The sequence below is a fragment of the Moellerella wisconsensis ATCC 35017 genome (assembly GCF_001294465.1).
Lineage (GTDB): Bacteria > Pseudomonadota > Gammaproteobacteria > Enterobacterales > Enterobacteriaceae > Moellerella > Moellerella wisconsensis.
In genome coordinates, this window is the sequence record NZ_LGAA01000026.1 from 219,893 (window position 1) to 241,319 (window position 21,427).

Consider the following 21,427-nt stretch of genomic DNA (forward strand, 5'->3'; position numbering starts at 1 on the left):
ACCAGACCTATTAGTTCTATTCTACTGTATATCAACAATGAAGATATAGTAATTTAACTTAAGATATAAGTTAAAAGCTGGTAAAAATACGCGTTAAGATAAAAGCTAGATAACTTATTAAAATATCAGCCTAAAAAAATGGCTTACTATAATAAGTAAGCCATTAAAGTTTAGCCGTATAACGAACAATAAATAAGTAAAAAACTATCTTATTGTTTTATCAAGAAAAAACTATTTATACTGCGCGGAAGGAAATTTCCGTTGGGATTTTATCCCCTTCCCAGAACATCTCAGCAGAGATATTAGATGCAATTTCGCGATAAATATCGGCAAACTCACCTTCGGGGTCACGCATTACCGTTGGTTGACCGCGGTCTAAATCTTCACGTAATGAGATATGCAAAGGAATTTGACCCAGCAAACGAGTATGGTATTTTTCTGCCAGCTTTTCCGCACCGCCAGTACCGAAAATAGGTTCGACATGACCGCAGTTACCACAAATATGCGCGCTCATATTTTCAACGATCCCCAGAACAGGCACATTGACTTTTTTGAACATCACAATACCTTTCATCGCATCGACTAAGGCAATATCTTGTGGAGTTGTCACCACCAGCGCCCCTGTAACAGGAATATTTTGTGATAGCGTTAATTGAATATCACCGGTGCCTGGTGGCATATCGATAACTAAATAGTCTAAATCTGGCCATAATGTATCTTGCAGCATTTGCATTAATGCTTTGCTGGCCATAGGACCACGCCAAACCATCGCATTATCATCAGTTACTAAATAACCGATTGAATTAGTTGCAATTCCATAAGCCATAATAGGAGCCATATGCTGACCATCTGGCGATGTTGGACGTTCTAGCGTCGTCCCCAACATATTGGGAATTGATGGACCATAGATATCTGCATCAAGAATACCGACTTTCGCGCCTTCTTGTGCTAACGCTAAAGCAAGGTTTACCGCAGTACTTGATTTACCAACACCACCTTTACCCGAACTGACGGCTAAAATATTACGTACGCCATTAATTCCCGGTAAATCATTCGCACGTTTTAGCGTCGTTATTTCGTGACGAAGTTTCCACTCAACCGCTTCAGCACCGGTGATTTTACGTAACTCTGCTGTTTTAGCTTCAATGAGTGCTTGAAACGGGCCACGCCAAACAAATGGCATCACCAATTCAACATGCAGCACATTATTAAGCATGGCACAATGATGTAAAGCTTTGATGGAAATCAAATTGCGTTTCAGTGTGGGGTGTGTAAATGAGGCCAAAACACTGGAAACCTGATCGGTTAGCAGTTCTGGATTGGTCTGCTCGGGGGATTTATCGCTCATCCCGGCTCCTTTATTTTTTCTTTATTAACCAACGATTAGACATTTGCATATCATAGCAGAGAACAATAAAAATAGAGATAAGCGGATGCTGCAAAAACCACGAACGGCAAAAATAGATTTTTCAGAATAAATACCGATTAATGTTTCTCAACCCTAGCGGCAATTGATTTGTTAGGTTAACATCAAAGACCCTTTTTAACTAATGGAAGTAAGATCCTTACTATGTCTCAAGTCGCGAATAAATTACTGGTAACCTGTGCGTTACCATATGCTAACGGTTCAATCCACCTCGGTCACATTCTGGAACACATTCAGGCTGATATCTGGGTCCGTTATCACCGAATGCGCGGCAAAGAGGTTCACTTTATCTGCGCAGATGATGCTCACGGCACCCCTATCATGCTGAAAGCTCAGCAATTAGGCATTGCTCCTGAAGACATGATTGCAGCAATGAACCAAGAACATCAGCAGGATTTTGCAGGTTTTGCCATCAGTTATGATAATTACCATTCAACTCATAGTGTTGAAAGTAAACAATTATCAGAGCACATTTATGGTCTATTAAAGAAAAACGACTATATTAAAGACCGCACAATTTCACAGCTATACGATCCAGAAAAAGGCATGTTCTTACCCGATCGTTTTGTTAAAGGTACCTGCCCAAAATGTAAAGCTGAAGATCAATACGGTGATAACTGTGAAGTCTGTGGCGCCACTTATAGCCCGACAGAACTGATTAATCCACGTTCTGTAGTTTCTGGGGCGACGCCTGAAATGCGCAGTACTGAACATTTCTTCTTTGATTTACCTGCATTTAGCGAAATGCTACAAGCGTGGACACGTTCAGGCGCATTGCAAGAACAAGTCGCCAATAAAATGCAAGAATGGTTTGATTCTGGCTTGCAACAATGGGATATCACCCGCGATGCCCCATATTTCGGGTTTGAAATTCCTGATGCACCAGGTAAGTATTTCTACGTTTGGCTTGATGCCCCTATTGGTTATATGAGTTCATTTAAAAATCTGTGCGAAAAACGCCCAGGATTAGATTTTGATGAATTCTGGAATAAAGAATCTAAAACCGATCTGTACCATTTTATCGGCAAAGATATCGTCTATTTTCACAGTTTATTCTGGCCAGCCATGCTAGAAGGCAGCGGCTATCGTAAACCTACGAATTTATTCGTGCACGGTTACGTGACCGTCAATGGCGCAAAAATGTCTAAATCCCGCGGGACATTTATTACTGCACGTTCTTATTTAGATCAATTAGATGCTGATAATTTGCGTTATTACTACGCCGCTAAACTGTCATCCAGAATCGACGATATCGACTTAAATTTAGAAGATTTTGTTCAGCGTGTTAATAGCGACATTGTTAATAAAGTGGTTAATTTAGCCTCACGTAATGCCGGCTTTATTAGCAAACGCTTTGACAATAAATTGTCGGATAAATTAGCTGACCCTGCACTATATCAACAATTTGTTGCAGCAGCTGAGAGTATTGGCGAAGAATTTAATAAACGTGAATACGGTAAAGCTATCCGTGAAATCATGGCGTTAGCCGATATAGCCAACCGCTATGTTGACGAACAAGCACCTTGGGTGGTAGCAAAACAAGAAGGTCGCGATCAAGATCTACAAGATATTTGTTCGATGGGTATTAATATGTTCCGTGTATTAATGACTTACTTGAAACCTGTTTTACCGGGGCTTGCGAAACGCACTGAAGCTTTCTTAAATATCGAATTAACGTGGGATAGCATCGATAAACCCTTACTCGGTCATCAAGTTGCTCCCTTCAAAGCGTTATTTAATCGTATTGAAATGTCCAAAGTGGAAGCTATGGTTCAAGCCTCAAAAGAGAGTATTAAACCTATTAGCACTCTAACCGGTCCATTAGCGGATGACCCGATTCAAGAAACCATAAAATTTGATGATTTCGCCAAAATTGACTTACGCATAGCGCTTATCAAACAGGCTGATTTAGTTGAAGGCTCAGATAAATTGCTTAAATTACAACTAGATATTGGTGGAGAAACTCGTCAAGTATTCTCAGGTATCCGCTCAGCTTATCCAGACCCTAAAGCATTAGAAGGCCGTTTGACTGTCATGGTAGCCAACTTAGCACCACGAAAAATGCGCTTTGGTATGTCTGAAGGTATGGTGATGGCCGCGGGCCCTGGCGATAAAGATATCTTCTTATTAAGCCCAGACAGCGGTGCTCAACCAGGAATGCAAGTTAAATAAACCTATGATTTGAAGCGGCAGGTATATTTATTATCAGCCACCAACCGCCGAATAAATTAAGGTATAAAATACTAAATTTCTGAAAGAAATAAGTTAAAAATTAAATTAAAGCGGAGTTAATTTTAATTCTCCGCTTTTTTTATGGGCTTTTTTATGTGATCTATAGCGCATTTGCAAAGTTAATTGTATGATAAATGCATCTAAGATAACAGGACCACCATTATGTCACTCAAACAAGTGCTGATAATCGGCTGGCAATATTTGCGGGCATTTGCACTACTTTATCTTTGCCTCATTATCGGAAATATGATCTCCACACTGCTCCCGTTTGCGATACCTGGCAGCATTGTTGGTATGCTAATTTTATTCGCATTATTAGCACTCCAGCTTGTCCCCTCCCATTGGGTACAACCGGGATGTACTCTGCTATTAAAAAATATGACGTTATTGTTTGTCCCTATTGGCGTCGGCATCATGAATTATTATGGCCAAGTGAGCCAACAAATTGTTCCGATTTTAGTTGCTTGTTTTATAAGTACTTTTGTCGTTATGGTGGTCGTGGCATACAGCTCACATTATATTCATCGTGAGCGACCAATCACCGGAGCTAAACCTGATGAAGTTCCGTTACCTCCTGAAACCCCTGACCTTAATGAAATTACTGAAAGCCTGTTGACTGACAGCAAAAATCCACAAGAGAACAAAAAATGTTAAGTCATATCTGGTGGTCACTACCACTTACAGTTATTGTGTTTTATCTTGCGAGAGCATTGGCAATAAAAGTTAAATTACCCGTTTTAAATCCGCTATTAATTGCGATCGCGGTCATTATTCCGGTTCTCATACTAACCAATACTCCTTATGAGCACTATTTTTCCGGAAGTAAAATTCTTAATGACCTACTGCAGCCCGCGGTCGTCGCACTCGCATTTCCATTATATGAACAGCTGCACCAAATTCGCGCGCAGTGGAAATCATTATTCAGTATCTGCTTTGCCGGTAGCATTATAGCTATGTTTACCGGGACCTCTATTGCTTTATGGCTGGGAGCAACACCAGATATCGCTGCCTCAATTTTACCTAAATCAGTTACCACCCCGATAGCGATGGCAGTAGCAGATTCGATTGGGGGGATCCCTGCAGTCAGTGCAGCTTGTGTTATTTTTGTCGGTATTTTAGGTGCAATGTTTGGCCATTCATTATTTGATGCTTTACGTATTAAAACGCATGCATCGCGAGGATTAGCAATGGGAACGGCCTCCCATGCCTTAGGGACTGCCCGCTGCGCTGAAGTAGACTATGTTGAAGGTGCGTATAGCTCACTGGCATTAATGACCTGCGGAATAATTACTTCGTTATTAGCCCCGTTCATTTTCCCGGTGATTTTACATTTATTTAGTTAATCGCATTTAATCCAAGATACTTATCAAGGGATCTCGGCTTCTAGATATTAATTTTAATGCTAAATCTACCTATAACAGCTATAAATTTGAGATACATCTCTCAATTATGAAACAACAAAATCTCATTTCATAATAAAAGTGAAGTAGATCACATTTGTTTGTATGTAATATTGCCTAGAATGATTGTAACTTTTTTGGGAGGGAATATTATGCACGCACGTTTTCAGTCAGTCTGGCCGCAATTATCAGAAAAATTACAATCAGCTCTAAAACCTATTATCGATGATCCTGATTTTTCTGCCATGCTGACAGCTGAGCAAGTTCTACAGATCAAATCTGCATGCCTGTATCATGATGACGAATTAGCTTTTGCTCTATTACCTCTAGCCGCTGCTTGCGCAGTAACTCCTATTTCTCATTTTAATGTCGGTGCGATATCGCGCGGTGTTAGCGGTAATCTCTATTTTGGCGCCAACATGGAGTTTAGCCACTGTGCATTACAGCAATCAGTTCATGCTGAACAAAGTGCTATTACTCATGCGTGGCTACGAGGCGAAAAACAAATAGTCGCCATGACTGTCAACTATACTCCTTGCGGTCATTGTCGCCAGTTTATGAATGAATTGCGTGGTAACGAAAGTTTATCCATTCATTTACCGGGACGTCAGCCGGCCAAATTACATGATTACTTGCCTGATGCGTTTGGTCCTGTCGATTTGAATATCACCACATTATTAATGGATGATATTCATCATGGATATACCATTGACAGCCATGACCCCCTAGTAAAATCAGCATTAAGCGCAGCAAATCAATCGCATGCACCTTACAGCCTATCTCACAGTGGTGTCGCGTTACAGCATAAAGATGGCACTATTTTTAGTGGAAAATATGCCGAAAATGCCGCGTTTAATCCAAGTTTCCCTCCTCTGCAAGCTGCATTAGTTTTGCTGAATTTATCCGGTAAAAAATTAGAAGATATTGAACGAGCAGTATTAGTCGAAGGTAAAGATTCAATTTTATCCCAATGGGCGACCACTGAGCTGGTATTGAAAAATTTAGGCTGTCAACATATTGAATTACATCATTTAGTTTAAAAAATAATAATACTATTCAGTTGCCGTTGATGTAAAATCAAATCAGTTTGATTTTACATCAACGGCAATATTCAAAAGCCCCCTAAATTACACTGCGCTAAATTTAGTCGTCATATTGTTAAATTAATTATAAAATTAACTAATTCAATATTATCAAATAGATACGATAATTTAATTTTTATAAAATAATTAAGTCCCATAATAAAAATTAATATATTTCATCTCTATGAAATATATTGAATAATTTCAATGGAATTCATTAAATACATTTATAAGCTGAATCGTAACAAGAAAACTAATTTATATATTTATCGCCTTGCTAATATAAAATTAAACGACTTTAGTTCCTAAGTGTCGCCTATCATTAGAACTTGAACTATTTCTGGTGTATCATTAAGCCATTATACTGTTTATTTTTTTATTATTATTTGCATCATATTTCGAATTGCTGGTGCGTTGACTATTTTTTCTGCATCAGCAATTAGCGCAGCTTAATGGAGAGCATTTTTGATTTCCTGGCTGTCCTACGAAATATTGCGGCTATCACAAATTATTTACGCTTATTTATCAACATTCACTGTACATATTTTTTGTTTATCTTAGGATCTAGGTGAATTGTTGTTTTTATCCGTCCGAAGAGTGATTATTCAATGGAACTTGAACACGAAAGTAAACGCCCTCTCTACATTCCTTACGCTGGCCCTATTCTGCTCGAATTTCCTCTATTAAATAAAGGTAGCGCCTTTTCAGAAGAAGAACGTGCTAATTTCAATCTTTATGGCTTATTACCTGAACAAGTCGAGACAATAGAAGAACAAGTTGAACGTGCTTACCGCCAATTAATTGACTTCAAAACAGATATTGATAAGCATATCTATCTAAGAAATATTCAGGATACTAATGAGACCCTGTTTTATCGTCTCGTTGACGAGCATCTGACTGAAGTCATGCCGATCATCTATACACCAACGGTAGGTGAAGCATGTGAACACTTCTCAGATATTTATCGTCGCGCGCGTGGATTATTTATTTCGTATCCTAACCGCGAATATATTGATGATATGTTGCAAAATGCCACTAAACAAAATGTAAAAGTTATTGTTGTAACTGATGGCGAACGTATTCTGGGACTCGGTGACCAAGGTATCGGCGGCATGGGTATTCCTATCGGAAAACTGTCTTTATATACGGCTTGTGGTGGAATTAGCCCCGCGTATACCTTACCAGTAGTTCTCGATGTAGGAACAAATAATCCGCAACGCTTAAATGACCCTCTATACATGGGATGGCGCCATCCTCGAATTACGGCTGATGAATACAATGAATTTGTTGATGAATTTGTCCAAGCGGTAAAACGACGCTGGCCTAACGTATTGCTACAATTTGAAGATTTTGCACAAAAAAAATGCCATGCCGTTACTGACCAGATACCGTGATGAACTGTGCTGCTTTAATGATGATATTCAAGGGACAGCATCTGTTACCCTTGGTAGTCTGATTGCTGCCAGTCATGCCGCAGGACGTCAACTAAGGGATCAATGTGTCACTTTCTTAGGTGCAGGCTCCGCAGGTTGTGGTATCGCTGAGCAAATTATTGCTCAAATGAAATCTGAAGGCCTTAACGATCAAGAAGCACGTGCCCGCATCTTTATGGTTGACCGATTTGGCCTACTGACTAATAAACTGCCTAATTTATTAGATTTCCAAAGTAAATTAATCCAGCACAGTGAAAATTTAGCCGATTGGGATAATACTAACGATGCAATTTCTTTACTTGATGTGGTGCGTAATGCCAAACCAACAATTTTAATTGGTGTCTCTGGACAAGCCGGTTTATTCACAGAAGAAATCATCAAAGAGATGCATAAACACTGTGAACGTCCTATTGTTATGCCATTATCTAACCCGACCTCGCGTGTTGAAGCTCGCCCAGAAGATATTATTGCTTGGACTAATGGCCAAGCTCTGGTCGCTACTGGCAGTCCATTTAATCCCGTGGTATATAAAGAAAAAACCTATCCTATCGCACAATGTAATAATTCTTATATTTTCCCTGGTATAGGCCTAGGTGTAATAGCTTCAGGCGCTAAACGAGTCACTGATACAATGTTAATGGCGGCAAGCCGTGCGCTGGCTGAATGTTCACCATTAGCCAAAGAGGGTGAAGGTTCTCTACTCCCCTTGCTTGATAATATCCAAGAAGTTTCGCGTATAATTGCTAAACAAGTCGCTAAAGAAGCACAAATCCAAGGCGTAGCAACAGTTACTTCAGATAAAGCGCTAGATGAAGCGATTGAAAATAATTTTTGGAAACCGGAGTACCGTATCTATAAACGAACTTCATTCTAAGAAATATAGCCAATATAGTTCTTAAAAAACACGCTTATTATGGCGTGAAACTTGTCTGTTAAGAACAAAATGGAACGTTCCCCTTGTTCTGTAAAAATCCGTGGTCTTTCTAAGATTACGGATTTTTTTGTTATTTAGTTAAGCTCTTGATACTGTACTTTCATTTTCACCAAAAAGCTTATCCCTCTTTCAGCTCTCCTTTCGCTTGCACTTATCGAGAAATATTTACTCCATAATGATGTTGTCGCTGTACGTAATGTCGGCTTCCACTAGAAATTATGGTTTGAATTGTCATTGGAGTATCAATTGTTCAGTTGTTTCCCATAGCTCAGCTAGTCTCACATCTCGGTATTCTTTTTCACCCGGCAAATGGACTTATATCATATCAAGCAGGGTTATTCTGGCTCGATAACAGCTGAATGATGATGTTCAAAAAGCATTCAAAAAAATAGTTTATAAAACAAGTCAGCCTGGGTTTAAAAAACGGCCTTTATCGAACTGGAACGGATTAACTTTGATAACCGTAGACGAAACACTTTGGAGCACACCCAATAGCCCCGAAATAATGCAGTGTTCAGGCAGACAGCAAACAAACACTGTTACTCCAGAAAAAATCCCGAAAGAAAATAATAAATAATACATTTACTATGTCAGGTAACTTTATTCTGACTGCTCGACGATAAAGATATTCCTCCAGCAATAAAAAAGCCGTAACGATATGTATTGTGGCATGATTGGACGCTTAACTGGCAAACATTACACCTATTACGATGTGCTTTTTTATACTCTAGTTTTTATATCCTATTATTAAGAAATATGAACATAAACTCATGACACAAATAAATTTATCGACATCATAATGGCACTGCATACAATAATAAACAGAGTAATCAATTGGAAAGTGCGCTCAGATAAACGTAATAATAGATACTTCGCTAATGGCATACTAAAAACAGCCCCAATACACAAAATAAGCGCTAACTTAATATCTGTATGCCCATCTTGCGCGTATGCTAATGCCGAAGCGCCGGATAATATGGTCGTGACAAAAATAGAAGTTCCGATCGCCTGTTTTATATTTAACTGCATATAACGTAGTAATAATGGCAAAACAACGACTCCCCCACCAACCCCTGTCGCCCCCAAAACGATCCCTGCCATAACTGCCGGTAATAGTAATGATTTAATATTATGCTGTTTGGCATCAGGCTTTAAAGGTAGTGAGAAAAATAATCGCTGAAGAAATAAATAAAGTGAGAAAAGGATAGCTACGGTCACTAACGCATTGATCCCCCATTCTGTCTGTAATTGATATTGGGGAAAACTAGCTATCCATGTTACCAATACGCTGGCTAATAGTGTGCTGGGTAACATAATAGCGAGGACAATCATCGCTCCTTTAAAAGGAATATTTCCCATTTTAAAATGCATATATGATGAAGATATCTTCATCAACATCGAAAGGAAATTTGCGGTAGCCACCGCTGCAAGGGCATTTAAACCAAAAAAATAGGTTAAAATAGGCAGTATAATTATACCACCTCCAACCCCGGTAGTACTGATGATTAGGCCAACAATGGCACCAACCAAAAGCTCAGTAACAATCATTTTTGGATTCCCTATAAAATGACATGGCGCTTTGTAATAAAGATATTCTTCACATTTATAACAACAAATATTGGTACTGCATATCAGTGACAATCGGCTGTCAAATTATTGATTTACGCCATACTAAATATATTATTCTCCGCTTAGTTTATCTGTCTTAGATAAGACCTGAAACCCCTTATATCAAATTACATAGGTAGTAAGCATACATAATAAACACGATATAAGCGGATACCTTGGTAAAAATGAAACAAGATTTTATAGAGGATAATTAACAACTAACATAGTAAAAATTTAGTTTAATCAAATGATAAAATATAATTTAATTTATAGACGTAAACTAAACTATAGATTGTTAATATCAGTTACTATACTTCAAGTTGCAACTATACAAATTAGCACGCATTATGCTGTTTGCTATCGGTTATCAAGCGATTAAATTGTCTTATTCGAAAGCATTTAGCTACACTCGCTCTTGCTTCGATAAATGAGGTACAGTAGCCTTGTCATTAATTGTTATTTAGAGTAGAAGGCAAAGACAATGTGGAAACGTCTTATATACGGTCTATTGATCGTAGCAGGGATAGCTATAGCGACTATTTTTTTACTTGACCGTTGGATGAGCTGGCGAACATCATCAGTGATTTATGAAAATATTGAATCATTGCCGGCACGCGATGTCGGTATGGTTTTAGGCACCTCAAAATATTATGCGAATGGAGCCCTTAATCAATATTATTCTTATCGAATTCAAGGTGCAGCAAATGCTTATCACAGTGGAAAGATAAAATATCTACTGCTAAGCGGTGATAATGGCGAACATAGCTACAATGAACCGATTACCATGCGTAAAGATCTCATTAAAGCGGGAGTTCCGGCCTCAAAAATTGTTTTAGATTTTGCCGGCTTCCGAACACTGGACTCTGTCGTACGCACTCGTCAAGTTTTTGATACCGACAATTTCACTATTATTACTCAGCGTTTTCATTGTGAACGTGCGCTATTTATCGCCATGCAAAAAAATATTGATGCACAATGTTTGGCCGTACCTACGCCCAAAAATATGCTTAAAGTGAGAGTCCGTGAAATATTTGCTCGCTTAGGTGCTTTAGCTGATTTATTTATTTTAAACCGCGAGCCTCGTTTTCTAGGTGAGCAAGAATCCATTCCTGCTCCAATAAAAATGCCCGAAGGGATCAAAGGTTATCCGGCTGTTTCACCAGAAGAAATTGATAAGCTTTAATATACCTTAAAGTAACGATACGATATTAAGATGAAATTATAGTTTTAACGTTAATTTTCGCCACATCCACTCAATAGGACCTTGTGAAAAATAAGACAACCATAATGAAGAAAAGGCTATATTAGTCAACCAAATAGGAATAATAAATATTAATAATTCAAGTCGATTAAAATCGCCAAAATAATCTAATTGATAAAAAATCGTCGTACAAATTAAGGTTTGCAATAAATAATTGCTCAATGCCATACGGCCAATATTAATTATCCATCGACTAAATAGCGTTGCCTTTATCTGCTCCCAATAACCATAAACTAATGCTATATATCCTATCGATTGGAACGGGATCACTATTTCATTGACGATATATCCCACAATACTGGTTGAAAAATAACTCCACTGAGCTTGTTGTTGCCAATAAAGACAAATAATTTGAACTAATATTGCAGGTAAAATAAATACTTTACTTATAAATTGGTAATGCCCTTCACTATATGCTCCCAGCAACCAGCCATTATTAATTAATATCGCGCCACCTAACATCAGCGCTAGCAGCTGCCAGCCATATTGAATAAATAATGACACTATCATGTTGCTAACTTCATGATAGCGATAAGCAATGCCGGTCATTCCTCCGGCTGTTTTCAATGTTATTTCATCAATAATTTGTGATTCAGTAAGAACCCAATAACCTTCTGCATCAATATGATAGCCAATAAATAATAATACCAACAAGCCGATCAAATAGATTGATATAGCGATCTTAATTAATTTTTCTGATGAATAACGATAAATAAGTGTAATAGCTAACATGCCTGTAATTGCGTAAGGTAATAAAATATCGCCTTCCCACAATCCAATACCGTGAAGCAGTCCAATTAACATTAAAATAATCAGCCGACGATAATTCCATTCTTGCCCTTTACGGACTAACAAAGTCAAAGTCGCGCCAAATAATAATGAAAAAATAGCCAAAAATTTGCCTTGGGCAACAATATTCAATATCGACCAAACCACAATATCTGAAGTGCTCACCGACAACGTATACGCTGGGTTCATATAAGCAATTTGCGGTAAACCAAAACCGTAGATATTCAGTAATAGAATACCTAAAATCGATATACCCCGTACGGCATCAAGTTGCTCAATACGCCCTGAATGAACAACTGATTTCATGAAAAATAATTATAAATGACGAACGGCACGTAAAAATTCCTGACGCGTATTCTGGCTAGATTTAAATAACCCGCCTAAGGAGGTAGTTGTAGTACTACTAGTCGCATCACGAATACCACGCGCTTTGACACAATAATGAACTGCATCAATAGAAACTGCTACATTATTAGTCCCTAATAGTGTTTGTAATGCCGTCAATATTTGCTGAGTCAAACGTTCTTGAACTTGTGGGCGCTGAGCAAAAAATTGTACGATACGATTAATTTTAGATAAACCAATCACTTTATCTTTAGGGATATAAGCTACAGTGGCCTTACCGTCGATAGTCACAAAATGATGCTCACAAGTACTGGTCATCGTGATATCACGCACCGTAACCATTTCATCAACTTTCATTTTATTCTCGATCAGCGTAATTTTAGGAAAATTAGCATAATCAAGCCCCGAAAATATTTCATCGACATACATTTTAGCAATTCGACGCGGAGTATCAGCTAAGCTATCATCGGTTAAATCTAAATTAAGTAGCTGCATAATTTCTGTCATATGCCCTTCAATCAAACTTTTACGCTCTTCTCGCGGAATAGATTGAATACGTAAAGGGGTTTCTAGTCCCCGGGCTTCCAGCGCCGCATGAACCAGTTCGGCTTCTTTACTAAGAGATGACATTCACTTCTCCAAATATAAGTTTCAATATCTTCTATGGATATCAATAGCAGGTGTTATCTAATTACTCTAAAACAGCGGATGCAAATAATCCAGTGTTAGAATTTCATGTTATCTGGACAAATCATCATTCTTAGTTGAATAAAAAAATTTATTCTTAATAATCAATTAACTTACTGTAAAAACCTTATGGAATATAGGTTATAACTTCTCTCTAATCTGTTAATTTGTGAATTCTAAACTCTCTATCAATGGAATAAATAACTTATTAGTCACTTTACGAGTTTCACTGCATCAATTTATCTAGTACAAATTGAATTACATCTTCTCTTTGCCAAGCACTACGCAAAAAAAACTAAAATTTGCGAATAGCCATGCTAATTGATTCACCCTATAGTTCATCTCTGCCATAATAACCGCCATTATTCACAGCTCAACTAATACCTCTTAGCAGATAGTTATATTGGGAGAGTTTGGATCCTAAATTAAATGATAAGCCCCAAGGAGTCACCATGGACCATTGCCATACTGCTGGTTTGATTTCACTTGAACTGGCGCTTGAAAAACTACTCGAGCATCCACAATCTCTTAGTGAAACAGAAACCATTTCTCTTAATGGTGCAGCTGATCGCATTACGGCCACTGATATTATTTCCCCTATTGATGTTCCACCATTTAATAATTCAGCAATGGATGGATATGGCTTATGTTTCGAACAGTGGGATGGTCAAACACCAATGCCTATCGCCGGTAAAGCATTTGCAGGGGCTCCTTTCCTTTCTTCGCTTCCCGTCGGTAGCTGTATACGTATAATGACCGGAGCCCCCATTCCTACAGGCGTTGATACTGTGGTGATGCAAGAAAATACCGAACAAACTGAGCAAGGTATTATATTCACCACCTCAATCCGCAAAGGTGATAATGTACGTATGGCGGGTGAAGATATCCCCCAAGGAGCCACTGTATTACCCATGGGGACTCGTTTGTCCACCGCAGAACTGCCCCTAATAGCCTCACTAGGTATCGATAAACTGACTGTCTATCGTCGACTAAAAGTAGCCGTATTCTCTACCGGCGATGAATTACAATCTATAGGCGCACCACTGCAAGATGGTCAAATCTATGATACCAACCGGTTTGCGGTACGTTTAATGCTTGAAAAATTAAATTGCGAAGTCATTGACTTAGGCGTTATTCCTGATAACCCAGACCAGTTAAAACAAACCTTTATTAATGCCGATAAAATGGCTGATTTAGTTATCAGTAGTGGCGGTGTTTCTGTCGGCGAAGCCGATTATACCAAACTGATTTTAGACCAACTCGGTGAAATTGGCTTTTGGAAATTAGCCATTAAACCGGGTAAACCATTTGCCTTTGGCAAACTTAGTTCTGCTTGGTTTTGTGGTTTACCGGGTAATCCAGTTTCCGCAGCATTAACTTTTTATCAATTAGTACAACCGCTTATTGCTCGTCTTTCTGGTCACGCACAGTGGCGTCCAGCGATAAGATTTAAAGTAAAAACTGTCTCTGATTTGAAAAAAAGCCCCGGACGTTTAGATTTTCAACGCGGTATACTCTCAACCAATGAACAAGGTGAATTACAGGTGGCAACTACCGGCCATCAAGGTTCTCATATTTTCAGTTCATTAAGCCAAGCCAATTGCTTTATTGTGTTAGAACGTGAGCGTGGTCGTGTCAGCGCAGGTGAAAGCGTTGAGGTCGAAATGTTCAACTATTTATTAAAAAGTGAGTAATTAAGTGCTTGAACTCAGCCATGAAGAAATGCTCCGCTACAATCGCCAAATTATTTTACGTGGATTCGATTTTGATGGTCAGGAGAAACTAAAAGCAAGTTCAGTGCTCATGGTTGGATTAGGTGGCTTAGGCTGTGCGGCCGCGCAATACCTTGCCGCTGCGGGTGTTGGCACATTAACTTTGGTCGATTTTGATACGGTATCTTTGTCAAACTTACAGCGCCAAATCCTGCATCGTGATAGCACTATTGATATGCCAAAAGTGTTATCCGCCAAGACTCAGCTAAATGCTATCAATCCATACGTACATATTAATACAATCGATGCGTTATTAGACGACCAACAATTGATTGAATTAATTAATCAACATCAGGTCATCGTTGATTGTACTGATAATGTTGCCATCCGTGAACAGTTGAACCGCCTGTGCCTAACTCAGCAAAAACCGCTGGTCTCCGGCGCAGCTATTCGTATGGAAGGTCAGCTAAGTGTATTCACTTATCAACCAAATACACCGTGCTATCACTGCCTAAGCCGGCTATTTGGTGATAATAGCTTAACTTGTGTAGAAGCTGGAGTTATGTCACCTCTTGTTGGAACAATTGGAACACTAGAAGCTATTGAAACTATTAAAATATTGGCGGATTATGGTCAAATTAATAGCGGGAAAGTACTATTTTTTGATGCGATGTCGATGGAGTTTCGTCAATTCACTCTGAATAAAGATCCACATTGCGAAGTGTGCGGTCAAGAAGCATTTTAAATAACGCTTAATTTGAATTAATAATATTTAATACTTTTATTTATCTCTATTTTATGATGGATAAGTGTCATTACTGTTCATTTAGTTCGTTATTTAACCTCATTATTTAATCCACATAGATAGAGATAAATACCGTGGCTGATATTATATTTTTTCGTGAGCTATTAGTTTCAAGTGTTGGTGTACTGCAATTAATATTAGAGACGATATCTGTTATATGCGTGGTGATTGGCTTAACTAAGACCTTGTTTTTATTGGTCACACTAAAACAAGGTTCTACTGCTCGCTTCTGTTTTGGTAATTGGCTAGCGACTGCACTCGAGTTTCAATTAGCCGCCGATATTTTAATTACAACAGTAGACCCTGATCTCGATGGTCTAATTAAGCTAGCGATTATTGCGGTGATACGTACTTTCTTAAATTATTTTCTTACTAAAGAATTAGAACATAGGCCACTAAATGAAAAAATATGATTATTCTAAATTTATTCCTTATGTTCTATTAGCTATCGGTGCTCCTGCTCACGCGGATAATTGGGTATTTCAGCTGTCACCTTATCTTTATATGCCGAATGTGACCAATACGATTAATACGCCATATACCTCATCAATGACACTAAAGCGCCCTTTTTCTGACGTTTATTCGGCCTTAGATCAAGCTTTATTTTTACAGTTGATTGCCAGAAAAGACCATTGGATTACATTAGCTGATCTTAATTATGCCAAACTAAGCCAGAAAGGACAGATAGCTATACCCCATTTTGGCGCACAATCCGCCTCAGGAAATCTCAAATATATCTCACTCAGTCTACTCTCTGGCTACCGATTTACATCGAGTAATTATCAGCAGCTGTCTTTGGATTTATTAGGAGGGATGCGTTATTGGTCATTTAATAGTGACTTGGCGCTCAGCAATTATTCTCTCTCGTTATCTAAGGATTGGATCGAGCCTGTAATTGCAAGTCGATTCCGTTATCGTCTCACGCCTAAAATTTCATTAGTTGGCTATATTGATAGCTCTCTGTCACTGGATAATCAAAGCTGGCAGTGGAATACGCTACTGAATTATGATCTAACCGACAACATAACACTATCTACCGGTTATAAAGCACAGAGGATTAGCCCTGAGCTATCAAAAGAAACCGTTGTCAGTAAATCACAAGGTATATTAGTTGGATTTTCATCTCGTTTTTAAAGCATAACTTAACAATTAAACGCGAAAAAATTATTAACAATAAATTTGCCTTAAAATGCGATGATTGATGCAGTGATTAACTAATAGCAAGACAAAATTTTCAATTCAATCTTCGGCTGCTAATGATCATGAACTTACCATACCAGTCACACCACAGGGCTTGAAACGCGTTAATTTTAATTCTAGTTTGAGTGGGTAGAGCCAGCAAAAAAGCTAACAATTCAGTAATATATTCAAGATAATCAGTATGCTTAGGAAAATATAACGACTGCCATTTTTAAGATGCCGATGAACTGGTTGATAAAACTGACGAATATATAGAGTATTATAATACCAAATGGATTAAAGCTAAATTAAAAGGCCTGATTGCGATTAAATATCGAAATCAGGCCTTACAAACCACTCAACTAAAAGTGTCCAACTTTATGGAGCCACTTCATTGAGGAACTTTTTATGTATTAATATTGATTATTCAACCACACCTTGACTGGCCAAATATTCACTATACGTACCTCTGAAATCAATTACTTTATCTTCTTTAATTTCGATAACTCGGCTAGCAAGTGAACTCACAAATTCACGATCATGAGAAACAAAAATTAATGTTCCTTGGTATAACTCAAGAGCCATATTTAACGATTCAATTGATTCCATATCCAAATGGTTGGTTGGCTCATCCATAATAAGGATATTTGGCTCTAACATCATTAGCTTACCAAATAACATCCGGCCTTGTTCTCCACCAGAAAGGACACGCACTTTTTTCTTAATATCATCTTGGCTAAATAATAGACGGCCAAGAATACTACGAACCGCTTGCTCATCATCACCGGCTTTTTTCCACTGGCTCATCCAGTCAAATACGGTTAGATCGCAATCAAAGTCTTCTGCGTGATCTTGAGCATAATAGCCAATTTGGCTATTTTCAGACCATTTTACTGTGCCGCTATCCGGTAATAAAGAACCGACTAACGTTTTTAAGAACGTGGTTTTACCGATACCATTGGCACCGATAACCGCGACTTTATCGCCAACTTCAACCAACATATTGACATTTTTAAACAACGGACCTTGATCATAACCTTTGGTTAACGCTTCTAATTCCAAAGCATTACGGAACAATTTTTTCTCTTGTTCAAAACGAATAAATGGATTCTGGCGGCTAGACGCTTTGACTTCTTCCAATTGAATTTTATCAATTTGACGAGCACGCGAGGTAGCTTGTTTTGATTTAGAGGCATTCGCACTAAAACGGCTAACAAATGATTGAAGCTCAGCTATTTGGGCTTTTTTCTTCGAGTTATCTGCCATCAAACGCTCACGCGCTTGTGTTGCTGCAATCATATATTCGTCATAGTTACCGGTGAAAAAGCGCAATGCACCGTAATCTAAATCTGCCATATGCGTACAGACTGTATTCAAAAAATGTCTATCATGCGAAATGATAATCATAGTGCAACTACGGTCGTTCAGTACTTGCTCCAACCAGCGGATAGTATCAATATCCAAGTTATTAGTCGGCTCATCTAATAACAAGATATCGGGATCAGAGAACAGAGCCTGAGCTAACAGGACACGTAGTTTCCAGCCAGGAGCAACTTCGCTCATCATGCCATAATGCTGTTCAACAGGAATACCGACACCTAACAGTAATTCGCCAGCGCGAGCTTCGGCACTGTAGCCATCCATTTCACCATAAGCAACTTCCAGATCGGCGACACGATAGCCGTCTTCTTCGCTCATTTCTGCCATCGCATAAATACGATCACGTTCCTGTTTAACTTCCCACAGTTCTGTATGACCCATGATGACGGTATCAAGCACCGTAAATTCTTCAAAAGCAAATTGATCCTGACGTAATTTACCAATACGCTCATTTGGATCAGTGGTACTGACATTACCCGCTGAAGGAGTCAGATCGCCACCTAAGATCTTCATAAAAGTTGATTTACCTGCGCCATTCGCACCGATAAGACCGTAACGATTGCCCGTACCAAATTTTATGGATATATTTTCAAACAGCGGCTTACTGCCAAACTGCATAGTGATATTATTTGTCGTTAACACATCTACACTCTTTTACTTGATCCCTAACGAGATCGAAACATCATCAAATAGCGGCGCATTATGCCACAACCATCAACAGAGATCTCCCGCTGATTAATCAAACAGAATGTTTCACTATATTTCACCGTGTTTAGCTATCAAACTACGCACTAAAATTAACTTATTCGGGCGTAAAGATGCTTATCTGTAGACATGCCTATATGAATATGATTGATACTAAACTGCTGTAATAGCTTATTTTATATTTATCTCAGCATAATAAAATATAGGAATATTTATTCTAAATTTAATAAATATTTCTCAACATAGTTATTAATAGAGCTTATTATTAATAATAATTAAATTAATTTATAATAAGATAAAAAGAAGTATATTTAATATACCTCTCTTAAATCTAAAAAATATTATTTACTGTAAGTTTTTACTGCGGGTGCAATATAAGTTTCAAACTGTTCAAATATCCGGGCCGGATTATCGTCAACAATCGCCATATGACGATATTTTTCATGCAAAAAGCCTTCATCTGCCATTTTGTTGGTCATATCAATTAGTGGTTGCCAGAAATTATTAATATTTAATAAGGCACAAGGTTTAGTATGTAAGCCAATTTGGCTCCAAGTAAATACCTCACTATATTCTTCTAATGTCCCATAGCCCCCTGGTAATGCCACAAAGCCATCAGCCAACTCAATCATTTTATTTTTACGCTGGTGCATAGTATCGACTTTGTATAATTGGGTCAGATTATTATGTGAAATCTCGCGTTCTTCTAATAATGCAGGAATAACACCAATCACTGTTCCGCCTAAGCTTAAAACAGTATCAGCAATCAGTCCCATAATCCCCACGCTTGCACCACCATAAACCAGAGTAATCTCACGCTTAACCATCTCTTTAGCAAAAGCAATAGCCTGTTGTTGATAAATATCAGAATGACCCAAACTAGAACCACAATAAACAGCAATACTGGTTATTTTTTTCATTTATATCCTCACGTTATGTTGTGCAATTTCACTTTATTATACGTTAGCTAGCACCAAGCTCAATCAATCATATTTAGGCCATTAGATATTATGATAAAGCACAACACAAGATTAAATCTACCGTCAAACTTGACTCATTGGCAGGGCCGTTTTAATAGGATTGGGGGAATTTTCGTTGATAGCTTTAGATTTATTATCGTGAACCTAAATCTCAATATTATCTTTCATCATTTTATGGCATAATCAGTAAAATTTTTGCTAGCAAAAATAACTTAATTTGTTTGAAATTTCATAGCGCTATTTCTGATGGTCCTACTTTTGATTATTTTATTTATGAATAGTCAATATCTGCCATCATTTTACAATAAAGTAAGCTATTTAATAGTATATCACTCCGCTTTAGAGGCTTTGTCATACATGTCAGCCAGTTGGAAAAAACGTCTTGCTCCGCTACTCCCTGTATTTTTATTGCTCATGGCAATGATGTCGATTCAAAGTGGGGCGTCGCTTGCAAAAACACTGTTCCCTATCATTGGTGCACCCGGTGTTACAGGACTGCGTTTATTACTCGCTACAATTATTCTATGTGCAATATTCAAGCCATGGCGCCTAAAATATAGAAGAAGTTCTCTATTTCCATTATTCGCTTATGGTCTTTCTCTTGGGATCATGAATTATCTATTTTATTTATCGCTAGAACGAATTCCTTTAGGGATTGCAGTCGCACTTGAGTTTACCGGGCCATTGGCTGTGGCAATGTTTTCATCACGACGTCCTATCGATTTTTTATGGATTGGACTAGTTATTACTGGTTTACTCTTTCTATTACCTATTGGCGATAATATTCAACAACTTGACTTACTTGGTGCACTCTATGCTTTAGGCGCAGGTGTCTGTTGGGCGCTATACATTATCTTTGGTAAACGCGCTGGCGCAGGTTATGGTACCGCAACCGTCGCTATCGGATCATTTATTTCCGCAATGATTTTCTTTCCTCTTGGCTTAATGCAAACTGGGGCAGAATTAATGTTTGATCTGTCTATATTGCCTTTAGCATTAGCCGTTGCTGTATTATCAACAGCATTTCCTTATACTTTAGAAATGATTGCATTAACCAAACTGCCTGCAAAAACTTTTGGCACCTTAATGAGCTTAGAGCCTTGCATGGGGGCATTTTTAGGTATTGTATTTCTCAATGAGCATCTCACAATAACTCAATGGCTTGCTTTACTGTGTATCGTCTGCGCCTCTATTGGCTCGACATCCACAGCCCGAACCAAAACTAAAATTGAAGAAATTTAAATTTTTCATAAATAGATCCAGTTCTGTAAATATGAAAAATCTTGTATTTACAGAATTTTTTGCTAAAAAATTAAATATAAATTAAACCTCTTTTAAGAATGAAGAATATAACTTATTGATTTAAAATTATGTTTAAAATTATATTTATGTCATTAGTTTGTAAATAAGCTTAACTTTCCTTGATATATCATCTCATTAATAGCATGGTACATACATATCTATTTTAT

16 protein-coding genes and 2 pseudogenes are annotated in these 21,427 nt (G+C 38.0%); 12 read left to right on the forward strand and 6 right to left on the reverse strand.

Annotation, left to right across the window (positions count from 1 at the left end; all coding sequences use genetic code 11):
* Positions 1-235: 235 nt before the first annotated feature.
* Complete coding sequence (apbC, locus tag M992_RS12970) at positions 236-1,348, reverse strand: iron-sulfur cluster carrier protein ApbC (RefSeq protein ID WP_053908987.1); 1,113 nt, start codon at positions 1,346-1,348, stop codon at positions 236-238.
* 222 nt (positions 1,349-1,570) lie between these two features.
* Between apbC and metG the strand changes: the two genes are divergently transcribed.
* The 5 genes and pseudogenes from metG (at position 1,571) to M992_RS12995 (ending at position 8,447) form a co-directional block, all read left to right on the forward strand.
* On the forward strand, positions 1,571-3,598 hold the full coding sequence (metG, locus tag M992_RS12975; RefSeq protein WP_053908988.1) for a methionine--tRNA ligase: 2,028 nt from the start codon (positions 1,571-1,573) through the stop codon (positions 3,596-3,598).
* A gap of 222 nt (positions 3,599-3,820) precedes the next feature.
* Positions 3,821-4,312, forward strand: coding sequence for a CidA/LrgA family protein (locus tag M992_RS12980; protein ID WP_047256823.1), 492 nt, complete (start codon positions 3,821-3,823; stop codon positions 4,310-4,312).
* A complete protein-coding gene (locus tag M992_RS12985) occupies positions 4,306-5,001 on the forward strand; it encodes a CidB/LrgB family autolysis modulator (protein ID WP_053908989.1) in 696 nt (231 codons plus the stop codon). Before M992_RS12980 ends, M992_RS12985 begins: the two co-directional genes overlap by 7 nt.
* A 209-nt stretch (positions 5,002-5,210) precedes the next feature.
* A complete protein-coding gene (gene cdd / locus M992_RS12990) occupies positions 5,211-6,098 on the forward strand; it encodes a cytidine deaminase (RefSeq protein ID WP_053908990.1) in 888 nt (295 codons plus the stop codon).
* Between the two features lie 650 nt (positions 6,099-6,748).
* Positions 6,749-8,447: pseudogene (locus tag M992_RS12995) on the forward strand (NAD-dependent malic enzyme).
* An 828-nt stretch (positions 8,448-9,275) separates the two neighbouring features.
* Here M992_RS12995 and M992_RS13000 read toward each other — a convergent pair.
* Complete coding sequence (locus M992_RS13000) at positions 9,276-10,055, reverse strand: sulfite exporter TauE/SafE family protein (RefSeq protein WP_053908991.1); 780 nt, start codon at positions 10,053-10,055, stop codon at positions 9,276-9,278.
* Positions 10,056-10,596: 541 nt separating this feature from the next.
* On the opposite strand from M992_RS13000, the gene sanA reads away from it, so the two are divergent.
* Complete coding sequence (gene sanA, locus M992_RS13005) at positions 10,597-11,298, forward strand: outer membrane permeability protein SanA (protein WP_053908992.1); 702 nt, start codon at positions 10,597-10,599, stop codon at positions 11,296-11,298.
* Between the two features lie 36 nt (positions 11,299-11,334).
* On the opposite strand, the gene yeiB is transcribed toward sanA, so the two are convergent.
* Complete coding sequence (yeiB, locus tag M992_RS13010; protein WP_053908993.1) at positions 11,335-12,471, reverse strand: DUF418 domain-containing protein YeiB; 1,137 nt, start codon at positions 12,469-12,471, stop codon at positions 11,335-11,337.
* A 9-nt stretch (positions 12,472-12,480) separates the two neighbouring features.
* On the reverse strand, positions 12,481-13,140 hold the full coding sequence (folE, locus tag M992_RS13015; RefSeq protein WP_053908994.1) for a GTP cyclohydrolase I FolE: 660 nt from the start codon (positions 13,138-13,140) through the stop codon (positions 12,481-12,483).
* A 509-nt stretch (positions 13,141-13,649) separates the two neighbouring features.
* On the opposite strand from folE, the gene moeA reads away from it, so the two are divergent.
* The 5 genes and pseudogenes from moeA to M992_RS15680 all read left to right on the forward strand — a co-directional run.
* The gene (moeA, locus tag M992_RS13020; RefSeq protein WP_053908995.1) at positions 13,650-14,891 is read left to right on the forward strand and encodes a molybdopterin molybdotransferase MoeA; all 1,242 of its coding nucleotides are present in this window, start codon (positions 13,650-13,652) and stop codon (positions 14,889-14,891) included.
* A gap of 4 nt (positions 14,892-14,895) precedes the next feature.
* Positions 14,896-15,654, forward strand: a complete 759-nt coding sequence (gene moeB, locus M992_RS13025; RefSeq protein WP_072165966.1) for a molybdopterin-synthase adenylyltransferase MoeB — start codon at positions 14,896-14,898, stop codon at positions 15,652-15,654.
* Positions 15,655-15,788: 134 nt separating this feature from the next.
* Positions 15,789-16,127, forward strand: coding sequence for a DUF1622 domain-containing protein (locus M992_RS13030; RefSeq protein WP_053908996.1), 339 nt, complete (start codon positions 15,789-15,791; stop codon positions 16,125-16,127).
* Complete coding sequence (locus tag M992_RS13035) at positions 16,114-16,848, forward strand: DUF481 domain-containing protein (RefSeq protein ID WP_053908997.1); 735 nt, start codon at positions 16,114-16,116, stop codon at positions 16,846-16,848. Before M992_RS13030 ends, M992_RS13035 begins: the two co-directional genes overlap by 14 nt.
* A 290-nt stretch (positions 16,849-17,138) precedes the next feature.
* Positions 17,139-17,291 (forward strand): annotated as a pseudogene (locus tag M992_RS15680) (IS3 family transposase); the annotation flags it as partial.
* A 25-nt stretch (positions 17,292-17,316) separates the two neighbouring features.
* Here M992_RS15680 and M992_RS13040 read toward each other — a convergent pair.
* Positions 17,317-18,915: an ABC-F family ATPase gene (locus tag M992_RS13040; RefSeq protein ID WP_047255686.1), complete on the reverse strand. Its 1,599-nt coding sequence runs from the start codon at positions 18,913-18,915 to the stop codon at positions 17,317-17,319.
* A 404-nt stretch (positions 18,916-19,319) separates the two neighbouring features.
* Positions 19,320-19,898 (reverse strand): LOG family protein, encoded by a 579-nt coding sequence (locus M992_RS13045; RefSeq protein WP_053908998.1) that lies wholly within the window; start codon positions 19,896-19,898, stop codon positions 19,320-19,322.
* A 417-nt stretch (positions 19,899-20,315) separates the two neighbouring features.
* Between M992_RS13045 and rhtA the strand changes: the two genes are divergently transcribed.
* Complete coding sequence (gene rhtA, locus M992_RS13050) at positions 20,316-21,200, forward strand: threonine/homoserine exporter RhtA (RefSeq protein WP_053908999.1); 885 nt, start codon at positions 20,316-20,318, stop codon at positions 21,198-21,200.
* Positions 21,201-21,427 lie beyond the last annotated feature (227 nt).

Bases quoted from the DNA above. Each gene is read 5' to 3' on its own strand.
- M992_RS13035 (WP_053908997.1), top strand. From the start codon at position 16,114: ATGAAAAAATATGATTATTCTAAATTTATTCCTTATGTTCTATTAGCT.
- metG (WP_053908988.1), top strand. From the start codon at position 1,571: ATGTCTCAAGTCGCGAATAAATTACTGGTAACCTGTGCGTTACCATAT.
- apbC (WP_053908987.1), bottom strand. From the start codon at position 1,348: ATGAGCGATAAATCCCCCGAGCAGACCAATCCAGAACTGCTAACCGAT.
- M992_RS13000 (WP_053908991.1), bottom strand. From the start codon at position 10,055: ATGATTGTTACTGAGCTTTTGGTTGGTGCCATTGTTGGCCTAATCATC.
- cdd (WP_053908990.1), top strand. From the start codon at position 5,211: ATGCACGCACGTTTTCAGTCAGTCTGGCCGCAATTATCAGAAAAATTA.
- rhtA (WP_053908999.1), top strand. From the start codon at position 20,316: ATGTCAGCCAGTTGGAAAAAACGTCTTGCTCCGCTACTCCCTGTATTT.
- yeiB (WP_053908993.1), bottom strand. From the start codon at position 12,471: ATGAAATCAGTTGTTCATTCAGGGCGTATTGAGCAACTTGATGCCGTA.
- M992_RS12980 (WP_047256823.1), top strand. From the start codon at position 3,821: ATGTCACTCAAACAAGTGCTGATAATCGGCTGGCAATATTTGCGGGCA.
- sanA (WP_053908992.1), top strand. From the start codon at position 10,597: ATGTGGAAACGTCTTATATACGGTCTATTGATCGTAGCAGGGATAGCT.
- M992_RS12985 (WP_053908989.1), top strand. From the start codon at position 4,306: ATGTTAAGTCATATCTGGTGGTCACTACCACTTACAGTTATTGTGTTT.
- M992_RS13045 (WP_053908998.1), bottom strand. From the start codon at position 19,898: ATGAAAAAAATAACCAGTATTGCTGTTTATTGTGGTTCTAGTTTGGGT.
- folE (WP_053908994.1), bottom strand. From the start codon at position 13,140: ATGTCATCTCTTAGTAAAGAAGCCGAACTGGTTCATGCGGCGCTGGAA.
- moeA (WP_053908995.1), top strand. From the start codon at position 13,650: ATGGACCATTGCCATACTGCTGGTTTGATTTCACTTGAACTGGCGCTT.